We start from the raw sequence: 26,951 nt of genomic DNA, 5'->3' as shown, positions 1-26,951 counted from the left end.
AGGGGTTTCGTTTTCTCAAGTCAGAGCTGGGTTTGGAGTCGCCAAGGCTATGGTTTTGGGACAACCGCATGAAGCTGATGAGTATCGTCACCTTGGTCTATGACTTCATGCTCCAGATATTGCGCAACTGGAAAGGCTGGGTTCCTCTTTTTTTAAGAAATTACTGTCATAGAACTGGAAAGCGGTACCGAGATGCCTCGATACCGCTCTACAGACTTAGAATGGCCATCTCGATTTGCCTCACTTTAATGTGGGCTCAAAATTCGGGATGACTCATGTTTTTATGGTTTGGCTTTGCGCCTACTCCACGGCAGACCTCCTCCGCTTAACCAGCCTATCCTTAACTGAGACATTCGGGACGACTCCTTCTTTCTATTTCAGCTTGGGGTTGTCCCGGTGCCGCGTAGCGTCCCGTTTGGTTTTCTTGTCCAGGTTTTTGCGGAGGGCACTGGCCAGGTCCACCCCGGTTTGGTTGGCCAGGCAAATAAGGACAAACAGCACATCCGCGAATTCGTCAGCCAGTTGATCGTGGGCCGTTTCAGCGTCAGCAGGGTTTTTAAAGGACTGCTCGCCGTACAGGCGCGCCATCAGGCGCGCAACTTCTCCGGTCTCCTCCATGAGGATGGCCGTGTTGGTAAGTTCTCCGTAGTACCTGACACCGATGGTAGTGATCCAATCATCCACCAGTTTTTGAGCCTGGGTAAGTTCCATTTTGCTAAGTTTTTACTCCCGAAAGTAGCGTAGAGTACCTTTTTTCGAACGATGTAGTGATGTGAGCGACACTTGTTGCTACATAAAAAATCACATTTAAAAGACATAAACCGCTGAAAAACAATAAAATGTGACAAATATCACGCATTTTACTTTTCACAAATAAGCAAATGTGTCCTTGTTCTGGCTTAAGTCTTACCTCATATTTGTATTGTCGGAGGGTAAATGCATCCTCAATTGACAAGAAATATGTTCATGGGATTATGATTTGTAAGTGGCGTCGTCCTGGTGTTTGAATTGGGACGACGACTACTTTTTTAGCTACACACTCACACGCTTTGAGAACGCCCAAAAAAAAAGCCGGCCCAATAGGGACCGGCTGTAATACATTCATGGGATCAAAACAAAAAGCACTAAAGATGATTCGAAGATAGTCCGTATTAATCATCCGGGCAACTTTCGATATAAGATTTTTTCGTGAGATTATGATGTAGCCCCACCGGATTATGGTTCCGGCGGGGCTTTTTTATGTGGCTTAATGACTATTTAGGAGGACAAAGCTGTTATTATTAACGATTACTTTTTCTCCGTTTTTCTTTCCGCGAAGTGCTTGAAAGAGTGGACTTTCAACCGAAATGCCCCGATATTTAACTCCAGCGATCTCAAATTCCTCGGAAGGAACGGCAACAAAGAAGTTCCCTTTGTCAGTTTCGACAACATCTCCTAGTTGAATTTCGGGGGTAGGTTCTACCGAATCCAACCCGCTCAAAATATTAATGTCGTTTTGAAGCGCCTCCACAACGGAAGCACGTGCCTCAACCCGGTTGAGTACTTGGCCGGTTTTGCCGCCCTGAAATTGGCTATCTCCCGCTTCGTTGGTTTTTTCAGAAGCAGCGACTTCAGCCTTCTGCATAGCCATCATATTTCTGTAGGATGCTTCTTTTTCTTCCAGAAGATAGGCAATGATCGCCTTTTTAAGATTATCGAGATTGTTATGCATGATTACAGATTTAAGTAAAAAAATGGAGTAGACTGGAGAGACTAATGGTCCATTCCTTCAGGCAATTATTGCAACAAGATACATAATTGATGTCTGCTTTAAGGTATTACGGATGCAATCCCTTTAATGTTTGGTGCCGGCTACCAACCTTAATAATTTCAGGAAAAGTTATGGCGCTAGTCCTGGCGACAAGTGAATAAAAAGTGGTGATTTTATCGAACAACCTAAAACCGCCCTGCCTTTTAGTTTCGTAGGTGGTTTTAGGAACTATCTACGACAGATAGTAGTCTCCTTTTTTAATAGAGACGTCTTAATATTAAAATGACCATGCCAAGCTCGGTGGGACCGGGACCGCTGCTCATTTTAGTATGCTACCCTTCGAGTGACGCCACCTACATAGTGAGCGTTTCACTAAGTGAAACTGAATGCTTGCTATTTGAGGCCAAAGTCTTTTGCTGGGTTTTTGGTTAATGTTAGGGCGAGTTGGCATAGCTGACTCGCCTTTTTGTTTGTAGGAGCCTTACAATAACGCAGCGCCAAACACCCCGGCCGAATCCCCCAACTCCGGCTTAAGGAAAAGAGTATCCATCCGCGGATTAAAGAGGTGGTTGACTACTTGAGGAACAGCCCTGGTGTACAGCTCATCAATGTTGCCAAGTCCTCCACCCAGGATGATCACATCAGGATCAATTACGTTGATGATGGTACTAATGCCTTTAGCGAAGAAATGAAACCAGCGCTCCATCGTAGCGGTGGCTGCCGGGTCGTTACCGGCCCGGTAACGCGGAACGATCTCTTTCATACTCAGCGAGCGCCCACTGATGTTGGCATAGTATTTCTCCAGACTTGGACCGGCGAGAATCCGTTCGGCGCAACCAACGCGGCCACAATAGCAATAACCTCCGGAGTTGTCGAGGAACATATGCCCCCACTCTCCGCCAATGCCCTGGGCACCGCCCAGGATCTGACCATCCACCACCAGCCCTCCACCGGTACCGGTGCCAAGAATAACGCCGAAGACCACCTTGGCCGTTGGCGCATGTAGAGGTACCGCACCCATCAAAGTCTCAGCTACGGCAAAACAGTTAGCGTCGTTGGCCAAGGTTAATGGCACCCCGATTTTTGCACTCAGGTCCTTACCTAACGGCTGGCCGTTTAATACTGTGGTGTTTGAGTTCTTCATCAGGCCGGTTGGCGGGTCGATGGTGCCAGGTGTACCGATTCCGATCTTCTCCGGTATTAATCCGGTGCCTTGTTTCATTTCTTCTACCAACAGGGCGATTCTGGAAACGATATGGTCATACCCTCCTTCGCGTTCCGTTGCAATGCGCCGACGATCGACTATGCTGCCATCATCCGCTAAAATGACGCCTTCGATTTTCGTTCCGCCCAGGTCGATTCCCCATTTCATAATCAATAATTTTGCGAAAGGTAAGGTCTTAGCAGTGGGGTGTTTACATAACTCAGCTTATTTCTGCGGTCAGCCAGACGGACTCTCCCCTTACACTACATTATCGCAAACGAGAAATGATCCGTTGGACGGGCCGGCCGGCCAAAAAATTGTCCGAAAGCTTTTAGCCCGATAGGATCACAGGACCCGTTAGCTGCTCGATAAAACTCTCCACCCGTCATCCCCCTTACAACACCATCAATTTCCCCTCGTTATCTTTGCAGCATTGCACTGCTACCCCTTTCGCCCCCAAACCAACCCAATGAAGTACTTCCAGCACCTGCTCCTGACGGGGCTCTGTATTACTTGTTGCTTCAGTTGCTCGAACCAACTGGAGGACTTGTCCCGCGTGGATGAGACCAGGTACAATTCAGCTTACGCCGTGCCGATCATCGATAGTGACGTAACCCTCAGTGAGCTCATCGGAGATGTGACCGAAAACGTTTCTTTGTCCGTCGACCCCGACGGCCTGTTACGGTTCCGGTATTCCGGGGAGGTCCCAGCGGTGGGCAGCGACGTTATTTTCGCGCGCCTTGAAGCACTCGCCCGGGGGGTATTCCTTCCCATCACCCGCAACCGACTGGCAGCGCCCTTTGGCGGAGCCGACGATGTTGATATCGACGAGCTGCGTATCAAAGGTGGCTTATTGACCTATGCCCTAACCAACGAATATGACCGGCCAGTCACCGTTACGCTGAGTTTGCCCGACGCAACGCTGGATGGCGTTGCCTTCTCGGTCTCCGCTGACCTGCCGGCCTACTCGGGCACGGGAGACGTGCCCACTTTTTCTAACCCGGACGACCCGGTCAACCTGAAGGGCTACGTGCTAACCATCCCCAACGACTCCCTCTACTTCGAGTATGACATTGTGGACGAAATGGGCAACGACCTTACGCCCAGCCCCGGTGCCATTGTTGCCATTACCAACCTCCGGTTCAGTTACATGGAAGGTTACCTGGGGCAAGCGCTGTACCCCGGTGGAAGGGATACTATTGAAGTCGACTTCTTCGACAACTACCTGGAAGGAGACATCTTCTTCGAGGACCCGACCATAACCATGACGCTGATCAACACTTTCGGCGTACCGGCCCTGGCGCAGGTGAGTGTGTTGAACGTCATTGATGTTAATGGCGAAGTCATCCCGATAACGGGAGACGCAGTGGACGAAGGTTTCTACTTCGAGTTCCCCCGTACACCGGGCGATACCGCCTTTACCACTTTTGTGTTTGACAATACCAACTCCAATATTGCCGAAGTACTCAGCGCTCGCCCCGTTGCCCTCGATTATGAGGTAGACGCCCTGGTCAACCCCGATGCAGACACAGATATTATCGGCTTCCTTACCGATTCCGCCGCCTACCAGGCTAAGGTAGAAGTAGAGCTTCCGCTCTACGGAAACGCCAGTGACTTCACCGTTCGGGATACTTTCGTCATCGATCTGATGGATCGGTACCAGGATGTCGTCGGGATTGATTTTCGGCTGACCACGCGTAACGGTCTCCCCCTGGCCATCGAGCTGCAAGGAACGTTTCTGGACGATGCGGGAAATGCGCTGGCCGACCTGAATGACGGCGCTATTCAACTTCTTCAGGCAGCCTCGGTGGATGCATTGGGGAACACCACCAACACGGCCGATGAGACAAACGATATCACCTTCGAAGACGAACGGCTTGAAGCCATCCGGAATGCTGCCAGCCTGGTGATCACGCTGGACATTTCTACGACGAACGGCGGAACCTCTTTCGTTCGGGTGACTGACAACCAAATGCTACAGGTATTGCTGGGCGCGATCGTGAGAGTCGAGAATCGCTAACCTTTTTCTTGTGCCCCAGCTTCCAATTTATCCCTATCGGCCAGACGGCACGGAAGTGCCGCCACCAAAACATGTTATGTCCTTTCCCTGCTCCTTCAATCTTCCCTGCACCCTGCGGCCGCGCCTAATGTTTCTGCCCCTGATCTTGTGTGCCCTGAACAGCCTGACCGGTCAGGACCTGACCGCACCGCTACTGAGTGACACCTGGCAAGCTACTTTCAGCAACCCCGCGCTGTACGGACAAGCGAAAGGCCGGTTCACCGTCGGCCTGCCCGGTGTAAGCAATGACCTTTACGCAGAAAACGTAACTTATAATCAGCTGCTACTGACCGAAAATGGCCAGCGCATTTTGGACCTCGACCGCCTGGTAGATTTACTGGCTGACCGAAATGAATTGCGTAATGATTTTACCCTGGAAACCGTAGGTGTGGGGCTTCGTGGCGACCGACTCAGTTTCGGCCTGTACCACCGGTTGAGAGCGCTGGGGCAGGCAGATTATCCCAAGACGCTGGTGCAACTGGCGGTACAGGGCAACGCTCAATTCATCGGGCAAACGGTGGAAATCGCACCTTTGGGCTACGCCACCAGCTACCACGAAATTGGGCTTGGTGCCAGCTACGCCATTACTGACCAGGTACATTTCGGAGCCCGGATCAAGTACCTCAGTGGCATTGCTGACGTCCGGACCAGTGCACAGGGCAGCCTTCGGCTGACGACTGGAGAAGATAATTATGCCCTCACGCTCGACCAGGACCTGACCATAAATACCGCCGGCACGATCGACTATAATGGTTTCGATGACGTGAGTATCAACTACGATCTGAACCGGATCCAGACCGATGACCTGTTCAGCTCCAACAACGGCATCGCCTTCGATTTAGGTCTGTTTGCTGATCTCGGCGGACTCCGGCTACAAGCCGCCGCCAATGACCTTGGCGGTAATATTGAGTGGACGAATGAAGTGTCTAATTTTACCCTGAACGGCGTTACCACTTTCACCGGCCTCGATATTCTCGCGCAGGTGCTGGAAGACTCCCTGTCGTTTAATACCGCCCTGGACAGCCTGCAGGCCACCTTTGAACCCACCGAGACCAATATGCCCTATAGTACCAAACTTGGGGGCGTTTTCCTGATCGGCGGGGAATACGACGTTACTGATCGCATTACCGCCGGCCTGCTGTTGGTGCGTTATAACCGGGAAATCAACCCCGAAACGGCCTTTGCCCTTACTGCCCGTTATAAGGTGCTGGAGCAACTGACCGTTGGCCTTAATTACAACGCCCGGCGGGAAGCTGCGGCTAATCTTGGCGGTCATTTGGTTGCCCACCTCGGCCCGGTCAACCTGCTGGCCAGTACGGATAATTTGCTGACGGTTTTTAGCCAGAAGGATAATTCCCGGGCTAGTGTTCGGTTGGGGGCTTCTTTGTCGATTGGGGGGGAGAAAAGGAGTAAAGGGAAAAAGGAGTAAAGATCAATACCGCTTATTTCCATCCAGATTCTTCAACAACATCTTGTCTTGTACCCGCTTAGGAAGCAGCATGACCAGGCGGATGAGCCAGCTTTTATTCATCACCAGTTGGTCGGGACGGGGGCGTTCAGTCTCCACCGCTTTGAGGATGACAGTAGCGACTTGCTCGGGGGTAATGCCAGAGGCTGCAGCCGCGTCGGTATAGGGGCCGAGTTTTTCCAACACGTACTCGTAGCGGGTGCCTTCGTAGGGTTTGGTTTGCGTTTTGGCCTTATCCCAGATAGGGGTTTTGACGGGGCCGGGGGCCACGCTGATGGCGTCGATACCAAAGGGTACGAGTTCGCGGCGAAGCCCGTCGGTGATGGCTTCGACGGCAAATTTACTGGCCGAATACATGCTGGTGAACATCGAGGTGATGTAGCCAGATACGCTGCTGACGTTGACGATCTTTACGTTGGTGAGGCCGGCGGCGCGGGCGTCGTGCAGCAGAGGAAGGGCCTCCTGGCACACGGCAAGCAGACCGAAGACGTTGACGTCAAATTGGTGGCGGTAATCCGACTCCGGCAGCGTTTCGAGCGGGCCGGAGAGGGCCACGCCCGAATTGTTGATGATGGCGTGTAGTGGTTCACCGGACGCGCGGATAGTATCCATCACGGCTACGATGCTTGAGCGGTCCGTTACGTCCATAATCAGGGCGGTGAACGCAGGATGCAGGGAAAGTTGCTCCGCGTCAGCCCGCTTACGGACGGTGCCGTAGACGCGGTGGCCCGCGTCGAGCAGAAGTTGGGCAGTGGCTTGGCCGATACCGGAGGAGGTACCGGTTAGTAGAATATTCATGTGGAGGTTGGTTTTCTCCGGATTACGTTGCCGACGCAGTCGACTTCTCCATCCGAGGATACGGGGTTGGGCTAATTTAAGGGTTTTGGCATTGGTAAAGCTTGCTGCATCAGAACGACCCTCTTTTTTTCATTTCGTTGCACTATACCCAAACCAAAGTGGTTGGGGATTCCCCGCCCCGTGAGAGGCCAGGCTACGCTATCTTTTAGCTTGTAGAGAATCCCGAATCACTTTTACACCAGTATAAGATTAAACGATTAGAATTAAGAATAGTCCAAAACAAAAACACAAACCCCACCCAGATGAAACTACTTTCTACTTCAGGTTCAATAACGGCGATTCTATTAACGATGTTAAGTGCCGCAAATGCACAAACGGCTATTCAATATGGTCCGGACGGATTTGTAGAAATAGAAGAAGGTGCTAACGGCCTTTTTGCAGGTTTAGATAGCGGAGACCGGTTTAGCCGCGATCATGACGTAGCGGGCGACATTAACGGGGACGGGGTGCTGGACCTTGTCGTGGGCGCACGCTCTGACGACGATGGACAGACGGACGCCGGCGCGGCGTACATCCTGTTCCTGAATACTGATGGCACCGTTCAGTCTAACCAAAAAATATCCGCCCTGGAGGGTGGTTTTAATGAAACCCTGAATGCGGGAGATTTCTTTGGCTACGGCGTTGCGGGCATCGGGGATTACGATAAGGACGGGATTCCAGACATTGCTGTCTCGGCCTTGTCCCGCACGAATAATTCATTGTACATCATCCATTTAAACAGGGATGGTACCGTCAAGAGTTACGTCAAGAATACGAACATCGTCGCGCAGGGCCTAACGGCGATCGGTGACATAAATGGAGATGGAAGGATTGACCTGGTCGCCTGCGACCCATCTTCGAATGACGGAGGCACCCAGCGAGGTGCCATCAGGATATTGTTCCTGAATGATGCGTCGGAGGTCGTACCGGCAAGCACCGTAACCATCAGCTCAACACAAGGAGGATTTGGTGCTGGCTTGTCAAACAACGATAGATTTGGTGGAAGAGAGGTTGCCATGCTCGGTGACCTCGACGGTGATGGTAGCAAAGAGCTTGCGGTTGGTGCGTTCATGTCGGATGGAGGCAAGGGGGCCATTTGGATACTTTCCCTTGATGCGACAAACTATAACGTGGTGTCAAAGGCGAAGATAACTGAAGGCCTGAGCGGATTTAGTGATATCCTGGTCTCGGATGCGAACCCCAACGGAACCTCTGGTGCCAGTTTCGGCCATTCGATGTGCGCGCCCGGAGACCTGAATGGCGATGGTGTGCCAGATCTGATCACCGGGGCCAATCAACAAAATGAAGGCTGGGGCTACATCTTGTATCTGAACGCAGATAAGACGGTAAAAACCTATACCCGGATTAATAATATTGACGGCGGATTCGGCCTCGAACTGGAAGCAGAAGAGCGCTTCTCACGCTCCATTTCTTTTATTGGCGACCTGCGCCAGGACGGCACCATTGCCGTGAATATGGGCGGTGGCGCTGGCGGAACAGGCAAACTGTACCTGCTGTTTTTCAAGCCTTGTAGTTTCAACCAACAACCAGGTAGCCAACACTGGAATGGCGGCAATACGCTGTTCACCAACTGGAACCACCAGATGCAAATGCTGACCAGCGATTCCATGACCTTTGAGCAATGTACCTTCAAGGCCTTCGAAACCGATGCCCCCTACATGACCTATAATTTCAACGATGGCAGGTGCATCTGCAAGGACTCCTCCGCAGTATTAGCCCCAAGCACGGAATTAAGCACAGCGTTCATCAATGAATGCTTTGATGGCTTCGTTTCGACAAGTAGCAATGACCTGGTTAACTCAAACGCCTTCGTTTATCCCAATCCAACCAACTCCAAACTTACCATCACGACCACCGAGACCTCGTTTTCTGGCAATGACCGGATGTGGCTCTACAATACCCTGGGAGAACTGCTGTACGTTGGCAACGTGAACCGGCAACAGACTAGCATTGATTTGTCGGCTTATCCTAGTGGGCTTTACTTTCTTCATGCTAGTATAGGTGGGGTTGGGGAGACGTTTCGGGTAGTTAAGGACTAACTACCCCGCCGCCAACTCCATCAAGATTGCACAGATAATCGCTCCGTAAGTACCCAGCGCATAGCCGATGACGGCCATGATGGCGCCTACCGGCGCCAGTGCCGGGCTGAAGGCGGAGGCCACGACAGGGGCTGAGGCCGCGCCCCCAATGTTGGCCTGGCTGCCCACCGCCACGAAGAAGAATGGTGCCTTGATCAACCACGCTACAAACAGCAGGATGGTGACGTGGACCAGCATCCAGATGGCGCCGATGGCAAAGAGGCCAAGGTTGGAGAAGATGTCGCCGATGTTCATCTGCATGCCGATGGTGGCCACCAGAATGTAAATACAGACCGAACCCCAGCGGCTGGCACCTACGCCCTCCAGCTTGCGGGCCGGCGTGAAGCTGAGCAGGAAGCCGATAGTAGTGGCAATGACGATGAGCCAAAAGAAACCGCTGGTGAGGGTGGTGAGCCGCCACGCTTCCAGCGTTTCGGAGAACTGGCCGAAGAAGGGGGAGAGGAGGTCCGCCCCGAAGTGTGCCAGGGCGACACCGCCGAAGGTGACACCGATCATCTGGAAGGTGGAGAGTGAGGTGGGGTCCCGCTTCACGGAAGCGGAGTAGGCTTCCACTCTTCGGGTCAGGTCGGCGATGGCGGAGTTATCAGCCTTGAGGATGCGGTCGATCTTGTCGCTGCGCCCCGCGCCGAAGAGCAGAAAGCCGAGCCAGATGTTGGCGACGAGCACATCTACGACAATCATCTGCCCAAAGATGCCGGAGGGTACTTCGTAAATCTCCTTCATCGCTGCCTGGTTAGCACCGCCACCAATCCAGGAACCGGCAATAGTGCTGAGGCCACGCCAAAGCTCGTCGGGGTCCAGCCCGATCAGGTCAGGGAACAAATTGGTGATAATCAGCAAAGCAATTGGGCCACCGATGACAATACTGATCGTCGCCGCCAGAAACATGATGATGGCCTTGGGGCCGAGGTTGATGATGCCTTTGATGTCGATGTTGAGACAAAGCAGGATCAAACTGGCCGGTAGCAGGTAGCGGCTCGCCATGAAGTAAAGGTTACTGTGGCCTTTGAACTGGGCGTAATCGCCTGGGTCATACCCGGCCCCTTCCAGGTATTTGTTTATCTCCCCAAACGACATTCCACTGGGAATGCTCATGCCCTGTTCCGCCAGCGCGGAGACAAATTCCGGCGTGTAATAGTCGTAAGCAATCAGCCCCAACGGCCAGTGCAGAATGGCTGGCACAAAGTAACAGAGCAGCAGTGCCGGCACGTAGGTGTAGAATTTCTTCCAGAAGGGCGTTTCGCTGTTCGCCGTGGTAAAAATAATGGCGAGGACGACCATGAGCAGGCCGAAGACGATGGCATCGTTGGTGAAGATGGGTTGCATGGCGGAAAAATAGGGAAATAGTCTTGTAGTCTGGTAGTCTTGTGGTCTTGTAGGCTGCCGCAGGTGTCAGCTCTCTATGTTCGTGACTAGCCCGGGTTGAGGGCTTTCAGCCCCCCGGAGCAGCTAAATGCGGTAGCCATCCTCTCCTTCAAGAACTCACTCATTCACTGGCAACGACGACGACAATCTCCCCCTTAACCTTACCCTTAGCCTCATAATGGGCCTTAAGCTCCGCCAGGCTAGCCGTGGTTATCTCCTCGTGGAGTTTGGAGATTTCGCGGGCAACGCAGGCCGTACGGTCTTCGCCGCAAAACTCGGCCAACTGGCCGAGGAGTTTGACGATGCGGTGGGGGCTTTCGTACAGCGCGAAGGTATTGGGCAGTTCGGCGAGGTACTTGAGCCGGGTCTGGCGACCTTTTTTGTGAGGAAGAAAGCCTTCGAAGTGAAACCGGTCGCAGGGGATACCACTGGCCGCCAGGGCCGGCACAAAGGCCGCTGCTCCGGGCAGGCAGCTTACCGCCACGCCTGCCTCCCGGCAGGCCCGCACCAGCAGGAATCCAGGGTCACTGATGCCAGGAGTGCCAGCATCAGTAATCAGGGCATAGGTCGCACCCGCGGCCATTTCGTCCACCAGTTGGGGTACAATAGCGTGCTCGTTGTGGGCGTGGTAAGCACGCAGCGGCGTCTCTACGCCGTAATGCTGCATCAGCGGCCGACTCGTCCGGGTATCTTCGGCCAATACCAGGTCCGCTTCCATCAGCATCCGGATGGAGCGCTGGGTGATGTCTTCACGGTTACCGATGGGGGTGGGGATGAGGTAGAGCATGGGGGGCAAATTAGTCAAATAGTCAGATAGTTCAGTAGTCAAATAGCCACTGCCTGCCTACTTCGTTCATCGGTCGGGGACTTTCAGTCCGAGCACGAACGGGGCCGTCAGGCTCCCGGAGCGGGTAATGGCACCATCAGTTCATTGACTTGCCACAACCGCATTCTTCCTTTGTATATGTTCGTAATTAACTTTACGAACCATAGACTAAGATGATGATTTTTAACCCAAATTGCGCTCAGAACAGGCATTACCTTACCTGTTTGATTATTTTGTCACTGACTATAGCTTGCAGGAACATAGAACCTCCTCTTCATAACCAATCTGAAGGTCCTAAGGGATTATCAAAATATCAAGACTCTATACAGGACAATGTTTTTTTAAACGTCAAAGGCTTTTTTGTACGTGATTCTTTTACGCTTTATCGGTTGTTTTCGGGTGCGACAATCCTAACTGACGGTTTGCAAACGCCTTTATACGTTGATGACGATTTTTCTTCGAATCAAGTCATTGAAGATTTTAATGGAGATGGCTTCGATGATATTCGATTTGAGTACCTCGCACCTGTTCCTGGTGTAGACAGACTCTTGCTTTACTGTCAAGACGAGAGCAAGTTTATGGAGGTTGAAAACTTTCCAAACTTTGCGTCAGCTAAGCGAATATCAAGGTTCAATTGTTATTTCTCGTACAGTAAGGCCGGATGCGCAGATTCGGATTGGATCAGTAAGTTGTTTATTATAGACGATTTTCATTGTGTGGAGCTTGGGCGAATCTATGGCAGTGGCTGTAAAGGGAATTCGTGGAACGGTATTGTTATTCATAAGACCATGAATGTACCTAAGGTACTGATTGACTCAATCCCGCGTCCACCAGGTTATTACCAGGACAAATTTGAATTCATTGAAACCTACTGGAACGAAAACGCCGACAAATTCGTTAACTAGTCAAATGACCAAACTACGCTTCCTCCCCCTGCTCTTTATTCTGTTGCTTGCATCCTGCGGCCGCGCCCAAAGTGTGCCTCAAAGCCTGGAAACCGGATATGCTCCGCTTGACAAGAAATTGGCCAGCCTGATCTCAGCCGACAGCGTCGCCATCGGCGCCCGGGACGCCAAAGCCCTGGCAAATGCCGTCTTCCTCGACGCCCGCGAAACCGAAGAGTACAAAGTGAGCCATCTGCCCGGCGCGCTGCTCCTCGGCTACGACAACATGAACCTGGGAGTAGTGAAAAACGTGGATAAGTCCCGTCCAATCGTCGTCTATTGTACCGTCGGCTACCGCAGCGAGCGGGCCGCGAAAAAACTTCGGGAAGCTGGCTTCAGCAAGGTATATAACCTCTACGGCAGCCTCTACGCCTGGAAACTGGCCGGTTTCCCCCTGGAAGACGCCAACGGAAAACCCACGGACCGACTGCATACCTACAATAAAAAGTGGGGAAGTTTTGTGCCCAAGAGCATCGGGGAGAAGGTTTATTAGTTCATAGTTCAGTAGTTTACAGCACGCGCTATAAACTACTGAACTATGAACTATCGACTAATAAACTAACCTCTTCTCCCCGCAGTAAACATTGAACCCTCCACCCCGCACAAACCCACAAAGCGTAACGCCCATCTCCTCCGCCAAAGCGACGGCCAGGCTGGAAGGCGCACCCACGGCCGCCACCAGGCCAATCCCCGCCATGGCCGCTTTCTGAATCAGCTCAAAACTCGCCCGGCCGCTGAGCAACAGCAGGTGCTGGTCGAGCGGCAGAAGGCCTTGCTTTAGAGCGTAACCAATCAGTTTGTCGAGGGCATTGTGCCGGCCAACGTCTTCAGCGAAATGAAGCAAGCCTCCCGAAAGATCGAACAGACCAACAGCATGAATCCCGCCAGTTTCCTCGAACAACTCCTGCGCTTCGCGCAGCTTAGCCGGCAGTATGTTGATCACCTCCGGTATCACGCGAAACGCGACCCCAGGTACATCCCCGTAAGGCACGGCCGCATAGACTTGCTCCAGCGACGTCTTCCCGCAAACCCCACAACTGCTGCTGGTGTAAGAGTGCCGTTCGAGGCGCTTCCAATCGACGGATTGCCCGGTGGGCAGCGTGACGGTCACTACGTTTTCCTTCTCTATTTCCACAGTGACTTTCACCTCCGCCGGTAACACCCCTTCGGTAAACAGGAAGCCACGGGCCAGGTCTTCGTCCCGCCCCGGCGTCCGCATCGTGATGGCAACTGAACGGGTGGCCCCACCGGAGGTGATCCGAATATTCAGTGGCTCTTCGACGGCCAGCACATCGGCAGCGATGCCCATTTTTCCCTGCCGAAAACGATGTATTTGCCGGGGGACAAGACCTGGATGTTCGGGCATGTTTGTTTTTAGGGGACAAGATAGGCCGATAGGCTGTTGTGCAGATCCCTTCTGATTAATCTTAACGGACACAATGGTTTTCAGAATTTTCGACGGAAGGCCGATTGGTGCAGACCAAGCAGATAGCTGCCCGACTATTTCGCGCTAATCCGCTAGGTGTCAAGTAGGCGCGGCCGCAGGTGCAAGGTTAGAAAGAAGAGCAAAATAAGGCCAGGCAGCCGATCTTATGTTTATATGGTTGTTGACAAGACAAAAAAAACAACCCTTGATACAACTAACCCGGTTGTTCAGGCCTTTAGAAAGGGTTGCCACCGATAGTAGCAACGTAGATAATCCCCCTACCGAATGAACGGAGTTTTCCGCGACACCTGGAGCAATATTTCCCCCACCGAACGCGACGTAGCGACGGCCTTGAGCATCGTATACGAAGAAAAGTCTGTCCTTGACTTTTCCCGGCTGCTCAATAAGATCGGCCTGCGACCGCCCGTTGGCGAGTCCCGGTTTACCCACGCAGTGACCGAACAGATTGTGCACAAGCTTCACGACCTCAAGGTGGTGGACCGCCACGATGAGCGAACCTGGCGCATCAATCCGGACGTCAGTGAAGCCATCATGCGGCTGGCACACCGCCGGCCCGATTTTGAGTTCATGCTCAACGAAGTACGTCGCGAACTACCTTACAAAACTTACTGGCAACCCTCCGGACCCTTCGCGCTGATGCGGGAGATCCGCATTGCTTTCTACCTCCAAAACCAATCTGGTTTCGATCGTCTCCAGGGTGAATCCGAAACGTTCTACCCCGACCAGGCCCGTACGGGTATTTTTATTGACCCACTCTTCGCCGAGTTTGACCCCCGCTGGGTCGAGCAGCTTATTCCAGCCTGGCAGGAGATCAACGTCCGCAACGCTTTCCGCAAAGCCATCGGCAAGATGGAGCCGCTGGAACCCATTGTCGAGTTCCTCGAGCAACACGAAAACATTCGGGACGAAAGCTCCGGCCCGCTACGGGAACTGCTCACCGAAGCCTTCGTGCTGCAGGGCGCCTGGAGCCGTCTCCGTCTGTGGGGCGACCTCGAAACCGATGAATGGCGCCAGGCGGCCATCAACCTGATCTACCACGTCCTTCGCGACGATGATGAGGGAGCCCTGGCCCTGATTCAGGACGTTAGCAAAGGTTATCGCCGTGACGTGGAAGACAAATTCCCCGCTCACCTCGCTGGCTATCTCTACCTGTTGGCGCTGCTCCGGCATGGCGGTGTCAAAAACGCCGGAGCCATCGGTAAACACCTCGAAGATATTGACCCGACGCACAACCTGCGCCTGGGTGGTACCTACCTCGTACTCCGTTCCCTGTTTGCCTACCTGCGCAACGACGAACACGCCCAACTGGTGGCCGACGACGGCCTGCTGCGGATGGAAGCCAACGCCTTCACCCTCACCTTTCAGTCTTTGTACCGGATGTGGACCGACAGTTCCACAAACCCCGTTACCCCGGAGTACATCGCCGAAATAGATGCCCTGCGCGACAAGGCCCAAACCAACGGCTATCGTTGGGTCGAAATGGAACTTACCCGCGTACTCGCCGGTCGCCATCCGCAGGAAAAAGCCCGGGAAGCTTTCGGTGCCCGCGCCGAAGTTCTAAGCAAAGAACTGCACATCTTCAGCCTGGCCGATGCCATGCCCCGGATTGAACCGTGGGAACGTGCCCTGGAGGTACTTGCCAGCATGGGCTCCCAGGAGCAGCGCGCCGAAAAGCGCGCCAAAAAGACTGCCCGCTTTGTGTGGTTTGTCGACTTCGAAAAGAAAGAACTCGAACCCCGGGAGCAGACCCTGGCAAAGAACGGTACCTGGTCAAAGGGCCGCAAGGTTGCCCTCAAACGTGTCAAGCAAGGCGACGTAAACGGCATGAGCCCCCAGGACGTTACGGTTGCGCAAGCAATTGAAGAAGACTACAGTAAGTACCACCCCAACGGACACTTCAAGATTCGTTATGAGGACGCATTACTGGCTCTGGTCGGTCATCCCAATCTTTACCTCCTGCAGAACCCTGCGGTGGGCGTCGATCTCGTTCGTCGTAACCCGCAGTTGCTGATCGAAGAAGGAGATAACCGCCTATACTTGCGCTTCGCGCAAGAGTTCAGCGGTACCGGTGTTCAGGTCGTTAAAGAAACGCCTACCCGCTACCAGGTCATTGAAGTAAACGAAAGCCATGATGGTATTCACCGCCAAATCGGTGAAGGACTGGAAATCCCGAAGCGTGCCCGACACCGCCTTCAGGAAGTAAGCCGTAACCTGAGCAAAATCGTAGAGGTACAAAGTACCCTCAATGGCGTCATCGATGATGTTGATGAAACCAAAGCGGACCAGCGGACGTACGTCCATCTGCTCCCCATCGGAGAAACTTTCAAGGTAGAGTTTTTCGTCAAGCCCCTTGCTGAAGAAGACCAGTATTTCAAACCAGGAAAGGGCCGCAATAAAGTAATCGGAGATACTGACGGCCACCGTCGGATGGCCGAACGCCACCTGGCAAAGGAAATCGAAGCCGCAGAAAACGTAATTATTTCCTGCCCTACGCTGCAGCGCATCGTCCACCGCGACTATGAATGGCAGATCGACGAAGTCGAAGACTGTCTCAGCATTCTGTTGGAACTTCAGCCGGTACGTGCCCTCGACCAGATCGTCCTGGAGCACCCCCGCGGAGAGCGTATCCGCCTGGTGGGTAGCGTTGATTTTGGCGACCTCAGCCTTGGAGTAAAAGAAAAAGCCGGTTGGTTCGACATAGAAGGAGAACTTGCGGTTGACGACAACCAGGTCATCAATTTCCGTGAACTGATGGAAAAGGTGGCCGAAAACGAACAAAGCAAATTCGTTCAGCTGAGCGAAGGGCAGTACGTTGCCCTGACGGAGAACCTGCGCCGTAAACTGCGGGAAATGGAAGGCTTGCTCAGTAAAGGTAAAGACGGGCTGCAACTGCACCCCCTGGCCGCCGGCATCCTCGACGATATTTCGGACCAACTCGGTGGCTTCGAAGCAGACGTAGCATGGCGCGAAAGCCTGCAGCGGATCCAGAACGTCAACCGGACAATCGCCCGCGTTCCCACAACCTTCCGCGCAGAGCTGCGACCTTACCAGCTTGACGGTTTCCGCTGGCTGATGCGCTTGTCTGATTGGGGCGTTGGTGCTTGTTTGGCAGATGATATGGGCCTGGGTAAAACTATTCAGGGTCTGGCCATGCTTCAGGCCAAGGCCGAAAACGGACCAGCTTTGGTCATCGCCCCCGCCTCCGTTACCCGCAACTGGGTGCGGGAAGCAGCTAAGTTTGCCCCTACCCTCAACCCCGTCCTGCTGGGACAGGGAGACCGGAAAGAAGCGATCGAATCGGTCGGGCCATATGACATGTTGGTCGTCAGCTACGGACTACTTCCCTTCGAGGGAGAAGCATTGGCAGCCAAGCGATTTGGCACCATCATCTTGGACGAGGCGCAGGCGATTAAAAACCGTGGGACAAAACGTAGTCAGGTAGCCATGAGCCTGCAGGGAGACTTCCGGGTAGCCACCACCGGTACTCCCATAGAGAACCACCTTGGGGAGCTTTGGAACTTATTCCAATTCCTCAATCCCGGTTTGCTGGGCAGCTTCCAACGCTTCAACGAAAAGTACACGCTGCCGATCACTAAGAACAACGATAATGAGCGGCGGCAGCAATTGCGGCGGCTCATTCAGCCATTTATCCTGCGTAGGCGCAAGGAAGAAGTACTGGAAGAACTGCCACCAAAGACGGAGGTTACCCTCACCGTGGAACTCTCCGCGCCAGAACGCGCCTTCTACGAAGCGCTGCGTCAACGCGCGTTGGAAAGCATCGACGAGAGCGACGGGCAAACCCGCCGCTTCCAGATTCTGGCTCAGCTGATGAAGCTGCGGCAGGCGGCCTGCCACCCGAAAATGGTAGACCCTAGTGTCGACATCGGCAGCAGCAAATTGGAACTGCTGGCGGAAACCGTTCGGGAAATCACGGAGAGCGGCCACAAAGTGCTGATCTTTTCCCAGTTCGTCCGCCATCTCAAGTTGGTCGAGGAGTGGATCATCGAGGAGGGCATCGAGTACCAGTACCTGGACGGCAGCACGCCGGGTAAGAAGCGGGACGAAGCAGTGCAGGCTTTCCAGCGGGGCGAGGGTGACGCGTTCCTCATTAGCCTGAAGGCTGGCGGTACGGGACTTACGCTTACCGCAGCTGACTATGTCATTCACCTGGATCCCTGGTGGAACCCCGCCGTGGAGGATCAGGCAAGTGACCGGGCGCACCGGATTGGACAGCAGCGTCCCGTTACCGTCTACCGCTTCGTCAGTGAAAATACGATTGAGGAAAAGATCGTTGAACTCCATCACCAGAAACGTGACCTGGCCGACAGCCTGCTGGCCGGTACGGAGCAAAGTGCCAGCCTGACGGCGGACGATTTGCTGGACCTGATCAAATTCGGGTAAGTAAGAGGCAAGGAAAAGGTAGAGAGGAGTAAAGGACAGGGCTTACCTGCTTTGCTCCTTTTACCTCCCTTTGCATCCTGCGGCCGCGCCCCTACAGGCGCTCGAACCTTATTCCTCTCACGCGGGTCGAAGATGTCCGAAAACCCTGAATACCCCCATCGTCACCCCGCTCAAGATTTAAGTAATTGAACCGCCAGCTTTCGCTCAGGAAGCCATCAGTGCTTATCGGCTGGAGCGCAAACGGAGCCATGCGGGGATGATGAACCATCAGTCGACCGTCCACAAGTTTTAGGACGTAAGTAGCTTGTAGCTCTTCACTGAAGTAGTTGCCCTCTATTGCTTTCAGCTTAGCAGACGAATAGCTGGGAAGAATTATTCTGGAGAAGGCGCTCTTGTCGTCTTTGCCTGTGCAAACCTCCATTTTGCCTCCTTCGAAGTCGACATAAAGCGTCGGCGTAGTTTCCGCCAGAATAAAGCGTTGATTACCTATTGGACGTAGGTAACTTTCCCGGTTATTCTGTTCCGGACGAGTATAGAAAAGAGAGTCATTCCGGAGGTTGATGTTACGAACGTAGTATTCTTTGTCGTTGAAATAGGCTCCCGTAACGGCGTTTAGTGCGGCATTAGAAACATCCACGGCGGTAGTCGGAACCTGCACTGGAGCAGTAGGAGGAAAATCGCCTTGCAGAAACATATCCGCAATTTTTGCCGTTTCTCCTGCTATGTAAGCGCTGCCGTCGTTGCTCATTAACAAGACGGTCAAATCCTGGTCCGGGTAGGAGGAAATAATGGCCCTGTAACTCCCCGTCCCGCCAGCATGGTGAATTTGTCGCAGGCCCTTGTACTCGTTTACAAACAGTCCCAGGCCATAAGGAGAATCGGTCCCGTTATTTAGTACGTAGGGCGTACTCATTTTTTGAAAACTAGCGGCGCTGCCCACTTTGTTTTTCTCAAAATTAAGCGCCCATTTAGCAAAATCAGTAAGGGTGGTATACACCCCTGTAGCCCCCACTATGTTGGTCTGAATGAAGTCGTTCTGGTAGCTGCCGTTTCTGTAGCCATAGGCGTACGCACGACGGGGAACCAAACGATGGTAGTCGTCCATTACAAATGTATTGGCCATCCCCAATGGATCGAAAATTCGCTGCTTAAGGAAAGTTGAAAAAGGTATTTTCGCTACTTTTTCCACGATTTCCGCCAACAAAACAAAGTTGGAATTAGAATAGAGGAATTCTTCGCCGGGAGAGAAATTCAGTTCTTGCTGTCTAAAAATCATCTCCAGTACCATCTCCTGCGTAATCAGGTCGTCATTTGTGTATCCGGCCATGCCCATCATTTCCAGATCAGCACGAATTCCGCTGGCATTTGCTGCCAGGTGATGAAGGGTTATTCGCTTTCCATAATCAGGAAAAGTCGGTAGGTACTTATGCACATCATCTTCCAGCGATAGCTTTCCGTCTTTCTCCAGGAGAAGGATGGCCAGAACAGTAAACTGCTTGGACACTGAAGCGAGGTTGAAAACAGTTTTATCCGGGTCAACGGGAGTGCCGTGCTCCAGGTCTGCCGTACCGTAACCTTTTTTGAAGATCATTCGCCCCTTTTTCAGTATCCCCACGGTAAAGCCGGGGGTGCTATCGTTGTAGCGGGAGAATTGTGCATCGACAGTGGCTTCAATTTCATCTTCTGAAGGCTGGGCAAGGCAAATAGTGGACAGGCACAGCAGAAACGCCGCGCAACCAAATAGTCGAATAATCATTAAGGATGGTTTCTTGGGAACGTTAAGAGATTGTTTTAGGCCGTATTCATTCTTTGACTGTCCCGGCACGGCGGTAAAACACCTTGCTCACGATCTTCCACTCGCCATCAATTTTGAGCAGGGTCATATAGTCGACGAAAGTAAAAGTGGGGTAGTCGATCTCTAATTTTGCGGTTGCGGCATGGCCGGAAACGTCGATGGCAACAACACGGGTTTTGCGGTCAGATTTCGGGCCTGGCTTGGTTCCTTTACGGAAAAACTCCAGGGCATTCACCTCGGTGTAACCATCACCGCTAATGTATTTCATGGTAGCGGATTCGTGGAACGCCTTTTTCAGGGTTTCGAAATCGCGGTTGGTACCACCGTCGAGGTAGTAGCCTACGGTTTGTTCTACCAGGGCGTAGTCAGAGGTTGGTTCCTGCGCGCTGGCGGCAGTCAGACAGGCGAGAAAAAGCAGGGTGGAAAGAAGTAATTTTTTCATTGGTACGGTGGTTTGGTGATGGAGATCAGTGGTTTGAGTATATTTTGTTTTGGCATTCCGGACCCAGCGTATTTTACCATCGCCTTCTTCACAACTACTCCCTGACTATTTGGCTCCCTGACGCGCTGACTTTCTTTGGCGCGGTCGCAGGTGCAAAGGAAGAGCGTAAAGGAGCAAGGGAAGAGGGCAAGAGTCAACCGGCTGTATTTTGTCCTGACTATTACTGCGGTATGTTCGAAGAAGCTCTTAGGCTTGCTGGGTTAGATTGATTATGCAAACCTCGGATCAGCCATTGACTTTCGCTAATTTTCAACAAGTCCACTAGTGTAGAATTATAATATTGGACGTATACGCTGCGTCAAAACTGTATTCTTCCATATTTATGCTGAAAAAGCGTGCCAACAACTCCCCACCTTACTGTTCCTTCCGGTACCGGGCCGGAGTAGTCCCCGCTACTTCCTTGAACGCTGCATAGAAAGCAGACTTTGAGCCGAACCCGGCTTCTTCCCCGATCGCTTCCAGCGTCAGGTGGTCATCGGTAAGGATTTTTTCCTGGGCGTGCCGTACCCGGTAACCGCGTACGTAGGTGGCAAAGCTTTGGCCGAGATTGTCGTTTAACAGCTGACTGATTTGGTGCGCCGTGCTTCCGGCGGCCTGGGCAAGATCGTCCAGCTTGAAGTTGGCCAGCAGGAAGAGTTGCTGCCCCTCCATCGCTGCGTTACAGCGGGCCAGTAAGGCCGCAGCTTCATGGTCGTCGATCTTCCGATCGCCGTAGCGCGGGCGATCCTCTACCAGAAACCCGGCCTGCCTGCGCTGCAAAATGAACCACAACCCCAAAAGGTAAAAAACAAAAGAAAACGACAAAGCTCCAACGATGTAGCTGGTGTACGAAGAGAACCGGTACGCCAGGTGGACGATTAGGTTACCGGCAAAGACGTTTACGAGCCAAAGGTCGATAGTTGACCATTCTTTTTTGCGAATTAGGGGCCACAGCACCACCCCTCCGCCAAGGACACCCAGCGCCCATATACCGTAAATGACGCTGATGAACTCCCAGTTCCAACTCTCCGGGTACAGCATGTAAGGTCTCCACAATCCGTAGCCCACGATGAAGCCAGCCAGCACCCCAAAGCCAATCCACCAGCTGGCGGGAAGTTTTTTTATCCCATCTCGCTCCACCTTCAGGTAAGCCCATAATAGTGGGCCGATGAAGATGCAGGCCGTCAGGCCTATTTGAATGAACAGTGGTGCCGTCTCCCGGTTAAAAAACAAAAAGACCGACTTGCCAATCCGAACACTCAACGCTAGCAGGAGCAGGCCCAGGAGTCGGTTACTTAGTCTTGCCGGACGAAGAAAAAACAGCAAATACAGCGCCAGGAGTAAGCCATTGAAGGCACCCAGGGCAGAAAAAAAGAAAAGCAGTTGATCGGGGAAATTCATTAGTCAGGCTAAGGTCGGGGATTCCCCCTCAACCACAATAACGAAGTTCAGGGTGCATCCGTTGCATCCGCTTCCTGCTTCAAAACCTTTCTTTGCACCTGCGGCCGCGCCCTGGATAGTCTTGTGGTCTAGTAGTTCAGTAATCTTGTGGGGGCTCCCGCACGAGGCTACTAGACGATTAGACTACTGAACTACCTCTCCGGCTCAAGATCACCATTACCAATCCGGCCAGTACACAGGGAACACTCAGCCATTGGCCAGTAGTCAGGGCCTCGCCGAAGCCACCCTGGTCGCTCTTGAAGTATTCCCAAATGAAGCGGAAGCCGAAGATGCCGATGAACCAGAGCCCGGTCAGTAAACCCGATTTTTTCCAGGCGTCTTTCTTCCAGTACAGCCAGAGCAGAATACCGAAAACCAGCAAGTAACTCAACATTTCGTAGAGTTGTACGGGATGGCGTGCGGCCTCGCGCATGCTTACACGTGCGGCGTTGACAAATTTAAAACCCCAGGGTTTATCGGTAGGAATGCCGACGATCTCCGAGTTCATCAGGTTTCCAAAACGGATCATGGCCCCCACGAGGGCAATTGGCGCAGCGACTTTGTCGCTCACCCAAAAAAACGATTTCTTACTGATGAAATAGCTGAACAGCGCCAAGGCCAAAACGACACCGACTACGCCACCATGACTGGCCAGGCCACCTTCCCATACCTTCGGGATTTCAGACAGGTGCTGGCTGTAGTAGTCCCATTGATAGAATACTACGTGCCCGAACCGAGCGCCCAATACTGTACCAGCAATCAGGAAATAGAACAGGTAATCGAGCCACTTCTCCGGCGCACCTTCAGCGAGGAACATCTTGCGCACCATGTAGAAACCAAACATGAAGCCTGCGGCAAACATGAGGCCATACCAACGGAGAGCGAAGCCGCCGATGCGGAAAATTTCGGGAGAGGCATCCCAGGTGATGTATAGCAAGTCCATAGTCTATAGTTCATAGTTCATAGTCGGTAGCTCATAGCCTACAGTGCGGAACTATAGACTATGAACTATAGACTATGAACTAGTTTTCTGGTTTCATTTGTGGAAAGAACAACACCTCCTGAATCGACTTCTGCCCGGTCAGCAGCATCACCAGTCGGTCGATACCGATGCCGATACCAGCCGTGGGAGGCATACCGTATTCAAGTGCACGCAGGAAGTCTTCGTCCATTGGCATTGATTCGTCGTCGCCCCGGTCCGCGAGTTTGAGCTGTTCTTCGAAGCGTTCCCGCTGGTCGATCGGGTCGTTGAGCTCGGAGTAAGCGTTGGCGATCTCCTTACCGTTCACCATCAGCTCAAAGCGCTCTACGAGACCTTCCTTACTGCGGTGCTTCTTGGTCAGCGGCGACATTTCGACGGGGTAGTCCGTGATAAAGGTTGGCTGGATCAGCAATCCTTCCACCTTTTCACCGAAAATTTCGTCGATCAGCTTACCGCGGCCCATCGTCTTATCGGTCTCAATGTGGAGCTTCTTGCAGATGGCACGCAGGGCTTCTTCGTCAGCACCGTTGATGTCTTCACCGGTGTACTCCATGATGGCGTCGGCCATGGTCAGGCGGCGGTAAGGGCCGGCGAAGTCGATTTCGTTGTCGCCCACCATCACTTTTGTGGAACCTTCGCCATTAACGGCCTTCACGGAATACTCGAGGAGTGCTTCACAGGTATCCATCATCCAGTTGTAGTCCTTGTAGGCTACGTAGAATTCGACGGCGGTGAATTCCGGGTTGTGGGTCCGGTCCATGCCCTCGTTGCGGAACATCTTGGCAAATTCGTAAACGCCGTCGAAGCCGGCGACGATCAGCCGCTTGAGGTAAAGTTCGTTAGCGATACGCAGGTACATTGGTACATCGAGCGTATTGTGGTGGGTGGCGAAGGGGCGTGCCGCCGCACCACCGTGCATGGGCTGCAGGGCGGGGGTTTCGACCTCCATCATGCCCATCTCGTCGAGGAAGACGCGCATGGAAGTGATGAGCTTGCTCCGCTTGCGGAAAATCTCCTTGTACTGCGGGTTCACCGTCAGGTCGACGTAGCGCATACGGTAGCGCAGTTCCGGGTCGGAAAAGCCGTCAAATACATTGCCATCATCATCTGTCTTCACCACGGGGAGCGGGCGTAGTGACTTACCCAAGAAGGTAAATTCCTTCACGTGGATGCTGGTCTCACCGGTCCGGGTCTTAAATACGTGGCCGGTAACACCGATGAAATCTCCCAGGTCAAGTAACTTTTTGAACAGGGTATTATACAGCGCCTTGTCTTCGCCGGGAGCTATGTCATCACGGCTTACGTAGATCTGAATGCGGCCGGAGCTGTCCTGGATACTGGCGAAAGCAGCCTTGCCCATGATGCGGCGGGCCATCAGACGGCCAGCCACGGTCACTTTCTTAAAATTGGTCGACATATTTTCCTCGTCGAATTCCGCCTTGGCGTTGATTTCTTTGGCGAGATGACTAACGGGGAAAGTGGCTGCGGGAAAGGGGTCAATGCCCATTTCGCGGATTTTTGCCAGGTTGTCCCGGCGGACGAGTTCTTGTTCGCTGCGTTCCATTTGCTTATTTTCAGGGGGCGAAGATACGTAGAGTAAAGGGGAAAGGGAGGAAGGGGTAAAAGGCCTTGGCTGGAGAACGGCATGAAGGGGCAGAAGGGTTGCAAAGGCGGCTTTTTTGGGCGCGGCCGCAGGTGCAGGGGGAGGATGGAGGAGCAGTGGCGGGTGGGCTTTTACTAATACTTGCCGAGCATTATTTCTCCTGCTCAAACACAACCCTCCCGCCCAAATAAGTGCTCAGTACCTCAACGTCCCGGATGGCTGCGGGAGCAACGGTCGTGATGTCTTCAGATAGCACCAGTTTTTAGCCAATCATTGTTCTCGTTGGTTTTTTCTAAAAGGCCCTCCCATTGGTATAGCGGATCTGCCAGATTTAAGCGTAAGGACAGTTCGCCAGCAGCCTTCATCTCCACCGCAATTTCGTAGGTCCCCAGGCTGTCGACGTCAAAGACGGTGGTAACGCCATGGGATAGGAAATAGTCGGTTGCCGCCATGATGGCGGCCTTTTTCTGAGCGGAGGTGAGTGGAGGGATGGTCGCCAGGAGTTGGTTCATGGCGTTGTCCTTCAGGACGCCGGTAGGCGAGCCATCGGCGTTGCGTACGATTTCCCCGCCGGGAACGTCGGCAGTGTTTTTATCGATGCCAGCCAGCTTCAGGACCGCTGAGTTGGCGAGCATCATGTGCCCATCAAGGCGGTAAAGCGCCACTGGGTGATCTTTGGTTTCGGCATCAATCCACTCCTTTTGAGGCAACTCTCCTCCCCACAGGGTGTGGTCCCAGTTGCCCTCGAGAATCCACTGTCCGGAGTTTAATGTGTTGGCGTAGTCCGCAATCCGGTGGGTGAATTCTTCCTTGGTCCCAGCATCTCGCAACTCGACGCTAGGTAGGCTGTTGCCACCCATGAGTAAGTGGACGTGACTATCGATGAACCCGGGCGGATGAAGCGCCCTTCCATATCCACTACTTTCTTCGCGCTTTTAACCATTGGTTGCAACGCCGCCTCGTTGCTGATCATCAGGATGGTGTCTCCGCTGATGGCCATGCTGCTGGCACGTGGCTGCTGATCGTTGCACGTCCAAATATCGGCGTTGATGATGAGTAAGTCGACGGCAGGCGGAGCGTCGCTACAGGAAGACAGAGGGAGGAGCCAACAAAGGCCTAGAGCGAGTAACGGGGTTGTTTTTTTAGCATGGTGGATGGAGAATGGATTCGTGCTATAATTCCGTCACCTTCCATTCCCCACTTACCATCTGTGGCCGCTCGTTCAGCTGCATAAAGTGTTTGCTCATCGGTTGGCTGCGGACGTATTCTTTCATAGAAAGGTAGTCGATGACGGTTTCGCGAATCAGTAGTTCAGGGTCTACCTCAAAAGTAAAGACTCTTGCCTTGAGCAGGTTACCGCCTGCGTCAGTGAGGGTGAAAGTGTTGGTGTATCCATATTCTCCCACGTCGGTCCTGGTAATCTTGAGGACCTGGTCATCTTTCTGGTAGATGACCGTAGTAGATTCGGCGTCGCCTCCACTGTCGTCAGTGCGGTCTGTTTCCTTCCATTGGCTTAGGTCGTAATCGCCGAAAGCCTGAAACTTGAAGCGGGTATCGGTGACCACTTCATTACCCTTGAACTCCCCCTCCCGCTTAAGGGCACCGGCGAAGACCCAGCCTTCCGTCTCTTCTTTTGTCGTCACCTTGAGCCAGTAATCATCGTAGGCAATTCCCCGGAGGACGATCGTTTCCTTTTTCTCCGTCTTTTCTCCGGAAAGGGTGACGGGCTGCCCTTTTGCGGCATTCCCCACTCTTTTAGCCTTGGTATTGGGTGTTTCACGAACGTTGAGCTGGTCTACCCATGGGTAAAGCAAATCACCTGCATTATAGCTGTCGGCGGCTGGAGGTTTGGGTGCGAATTCTGCCCGTTGAGTAGTTTTGTCTGTTGGTTTTATCGGGGTGTCCGTTGCTGCAGGCTCATTCCCTCCGCAGGCGTTAAGGGTAAGTGCCAGGCAGATCAGCGAAGCTTTCAACAGTGAATTCATCGGGGTAAATTTATTTGCGGCAAAGTACCAATAAACGATCAGTATCCGGTGCCCTGCTCCTTTAATCCTTTGCTGCACCTGCGGCCGCGCCTAAAAGCGATTGAGAGGATAGTAATGAAAAAAATGGCTGTCACACGAACCACTGAAATCACTGCGCTTGCTGACTATAGCGCAAAAGTGCCGCGCGGTGAATGGTGCCTGCGGCTGCTCTATCGATCTATCTTCTACCAATCTGAAGTCGCGC

General features: G+C 53.0%; 21 protein-coding genes. 7 read left to right on the top strand and 14 right to left on the bottom strand.

Annotation, left to right across the window (positions count from 1 at the left end):
* Positions 1-372 precede the first annotated feature (372 nt).
* From B036_RS0126625 to B036_RS0126615, 3 genes are all read right to left on the bottom strand, one after another.
* On the bottom strand, positions 373-711 hold the full coding sequence (locus B036_RS0126625) for a nucleotide pyrophosphohydrolase (RefSeq protein WP_020571779.1): 339 nt from the start codon (positions 709-711) through the stop codon (positions 373-375).
* A gap of 535 nt (positions 712-1,246) precedes the next feature.
* The gene (locus tag B036_RS32750; RefSeq protein ID WP_020571778.1) at positions 1,247-1,711 is read right to left on the bottom strand and encodes a hypothetical protein; all 465 of its coding nucleotides are present in this window, start codon (positions 1,709-1,711) and stop codon (positions 1,247-1,249) included.
* 520 nt (positions 1,712-2,231) lie between these two features.
* Positions 2,232-3,122: an ROK family protein gene (locus B036_RS0126615; protein ID WP_020571777.1), complete on the bottom strand. Its 891-nt coding sequence runs from the start codon at positions 3,120-3,122 to the stop codon at positions 2,232-2,234.
* 301 nt (positions 3,123-3,423) lie between these two features.
* Here B036_RS0126615 and B036_RS0126610 point away from each other — a divergent pair, with 301 nt between their 5' ends.
* Positions 3,424-4,974: a hypothetical protein gene (locus B036_RS0126610; protein ID WP_020571776.1), complete on the top strand. Its 1,551-nt coding sequence runs from the start codon at positions 3,424-3,426 to the stop codon at positions 4,972-4,974.
* Positions 4,975-4,984: 10 nt separating this feature from the next.
* On the top strand, positions 4,985-6,442 hold the full coding sequence (locus B036_RS0126605) for a DUF5723 family protein (RefSeq protein WP_157472489.1): 1,458 nt from the start codon (positions 4,985-4,987) through the stop codon (positions 6,440-6,442).
* Between the two features lie 3 nt (positions 6,443-6,445).
* Here the strand turns inward: B036_RS0126605 and B036_RS0126600 are convergent, their stop codons facing one another.
* Entirely contained in the window at positions 6,446-7,279 is an 834-nt protein-coding gene (locus tag B036_RS0126600) for an SDR family oxidoreductase (protein ID WP_020571774.1), read from the bottom strand.
* Positions 7,280-7,581: 302 nt separating this feature from the next.
* Here B036_RS0126600 and B036_RS0126595 point away from each other — a divergent pair, with 302 nt between their 5' ends.
* Positions 7,582-9,378, top strand: coding sequence for an FG-GAP-like repeat-containing protein (locus B036_RS0126595; protein WP_245557516.1), 1,797 nt, complete (start codon positions 7,582-7,584; stop codon positions 9,376-9,378).
* Here the strand turns inward: B036_RS0126595 and B036_RS0126590 are convergent, their stop codons facing one another.
* Together B036_RS0126590 and rsmI are read right to left on the bottom strand one after the other, a co-directional pair.
* Complete coding sequence (locus tag B036_RS0126590; RefSeq protein WP_020571772.1) at positions 9,379-10,764, bottom strand: DUF819 family protein; 1,386 nt, start codon at positions 10,762-10,764, stop codon at positions 9,379-9,381.
* Positions 10,765-10,924: 160 nt separating this feature from the next.
* Positions 10,925-11,590: a 16S rRNA (cytidine(1402)-2'-O)-methyltransferase gene (gene rsmI, locus B036_RS0126585; protein ID WP_020571771.1), complete on the bottom strand. Its 666-nt coding sequence runs from the start codon at positions 11,588-11,590 to the stop codon at positions 10,925-10,927.
* Between the two features lie 212 nt (positions 11,591-11,802).
* Between rsmI and B036_RS0126580 the strand changes: the two genes are divergently transcribed.
* Both B036_RS0126580 and B036_RS0126575 read left to right on the top strand, forming a co-directional pair.
* Positions 11,803-12,534, top strand: a complete 732-nt coding sequence (locus B036_RS0126580) for a hypothetical protein (RefSeq protein ID WP_020571770.1) — start codon at positions 11,803-11,805, stop codon at positions 12,532-12,534.
* A 4-nt stretch (positions 12,535-12,538) separates the two neighbouring features.
* Positions 12,539-13,066 carry a rhodanese-like domain-containing protein gene (locus B036_RS0126575; RefSeq protein WP_020571769.1) on the top strand — a complete coding sequence of 176 codons (528 nt, stop codon included), beginning with the start codon at positions 12,539-12,541 and terminating at the stop codon, positions 13,064-13,066.
* A 57-nt stretch (positions 13,067-13,123) separates the two neighbouring features.
* Here B036_RS0126575 and fdhD read toward each other — a convergent pair whose 3' ends face one another.
* Positions 13,124-13,939 (bottom strand): formate dehydrogenase accessory sulfurtransferase FdhD, encoded by an 816-nt coding sequence (gene fdhD, locus B036_RS0126570; RefSeq protein ID WP_157472485.1) that lies wholly within the window; start codon positions 13,937-13,939, stop codon positions 13,124-13,126.
* Positions 13,940-14,284: 345 nt separating this feature from the next.
* On the opposite strand from fdhD, the gene B036_RS31300 reads away from it, so the two are divergent.
* Entirely contained in the window at positions 14,285-18,421 is a 4,137-nt protein-coding gene (locus tag B036_RS31300) for a DEAD/DEAH box helicase (RefSeq protein WP_020571767.1), read from the top strand.
* A 91-nt stretch (positions 18,422-18,512) separates the two neighbouring features.
* Here B036_RS31300 and B036_RS0126560 read toward each other — a convergent pair whose 3' ends face one another.
* The 6 genes from B036_RS0126560 to B036_RS31290 all read right to left on the bottom strand — a co-directional run bounded on the left by B036_RS0126560 (position 18,513) and on the right by B036_RS31290 (position 25,582).
* Entirely contained in the window at positions 18,513-20,177 is a 1,665-nt protein-coding gene (locus tag B036_RS0126560) for a serine hydrolase domain-containing protein (RefSeq protein ID WP_020571766.1), read from the bottom strand.
* Between the two features lie 46 nt (positions 20,178-20,223).
* Entirely contained in the window at positions 20,224-20,658 is a 435-nt protein-coding gene (locus tag B036_RS31295; RefSeq protein ID WP_020571765.1) for a nuclear transport factor 2 family protein, read from the bottom strand.
* A 414-nt stretch (positions 20,659-21,072) separates the two neighbouring features.
* Positions 21,073-22,098 carry a helix-turn-helix domain-containing protein gene (locus B036_RS0126545; RefSeq protein WP_020571763.1) on the bottom strand — a complete coding sequence of 342 codons (1,026 nt, stop codon included), beginning with the start codon at positions 22,096-22,098 and terminating at the stop codon, positions 21,073-21,075.
* Positions 22,099-22,276: 178 nt separating this feature from the next.
* On the bottom strand, positions 22,277-23,080 hold the full coding sequence (gene lgt, locus B036_RS0126540; protein ID WP_020571762.1) for a prolipoprotein diacylglyceryl transferase: 804 nt from the start codon (positions 23,078-23,080) through the stop codon (positions 22,277-22,279).
* A gap of 79 nt (positions 23,081-23,159) precedes the next feature.
* Positions 23,160-24,683 (bottom strand): lysine--tRNA ligase, encoded by a 1,524-nt coding sequence (lysS, locus tag B036_RS0126535; protein WP_020571761.1) that lies wholly within the window; start codon positions 24,681-24,683, stop codon positions 23,160-23,162.
* A 284-nt stretch (positions 24,684-24,967) separates the two neighbouring features.
* Positions 24,968-25,582, bottom strand: coding sequence for an amidohydrolase family protein (locus B036_RS31290; RefSeq protein WP_020571760.1), 615 nt, complete (start codon positions 25,580-25,582; stop codon positions 24,968-24,970).
* A gap of 6 nt (positions 25,583-25,588) precedes the next feature.
* Between B036_RS31290 and B036_RS33820 the strand changes: the two genes are divergently transcribed.
* A complete protein-coding gene (locus B036_RS33820; RefSeq protein ID WP_157472482.1) occupies positions 25,589-25,744 on the top strand; it encodes a hypothetical protein in 156 nt (51 codons plus the stop codon).
* A gap of 150 nt (positions 25,745-25,894) precedes the next feature.
* Here the strand turns inward: B036_RS33820 and B036_RS0126520 are convergent, their stop codons facing one another.
* A complete protein-coding gene (locus B036_RS0126520) occupies positions 25,895-26,707 on the bottom strand; it encodes an SH3 domain-containing protein (protein ID WP_020571759.1) in 813 nt (270 codons plus the stop codon).
* Between the last annotated feature and the right edge of the window lie 244 nt (positions 26,708-26,951).

This window comes from Neolewinella persica DSM 23188 (assembly GCF_000373105.1).
GTDB lineage: Bacteria > Bacteroidota > Bacteroidia > Chitinophagales > Saprospiraceae > Neolewinella > Neolewinella persica.
This window is presented reverse-complemented; position numbering and strand designations above follow the sequence as displayed.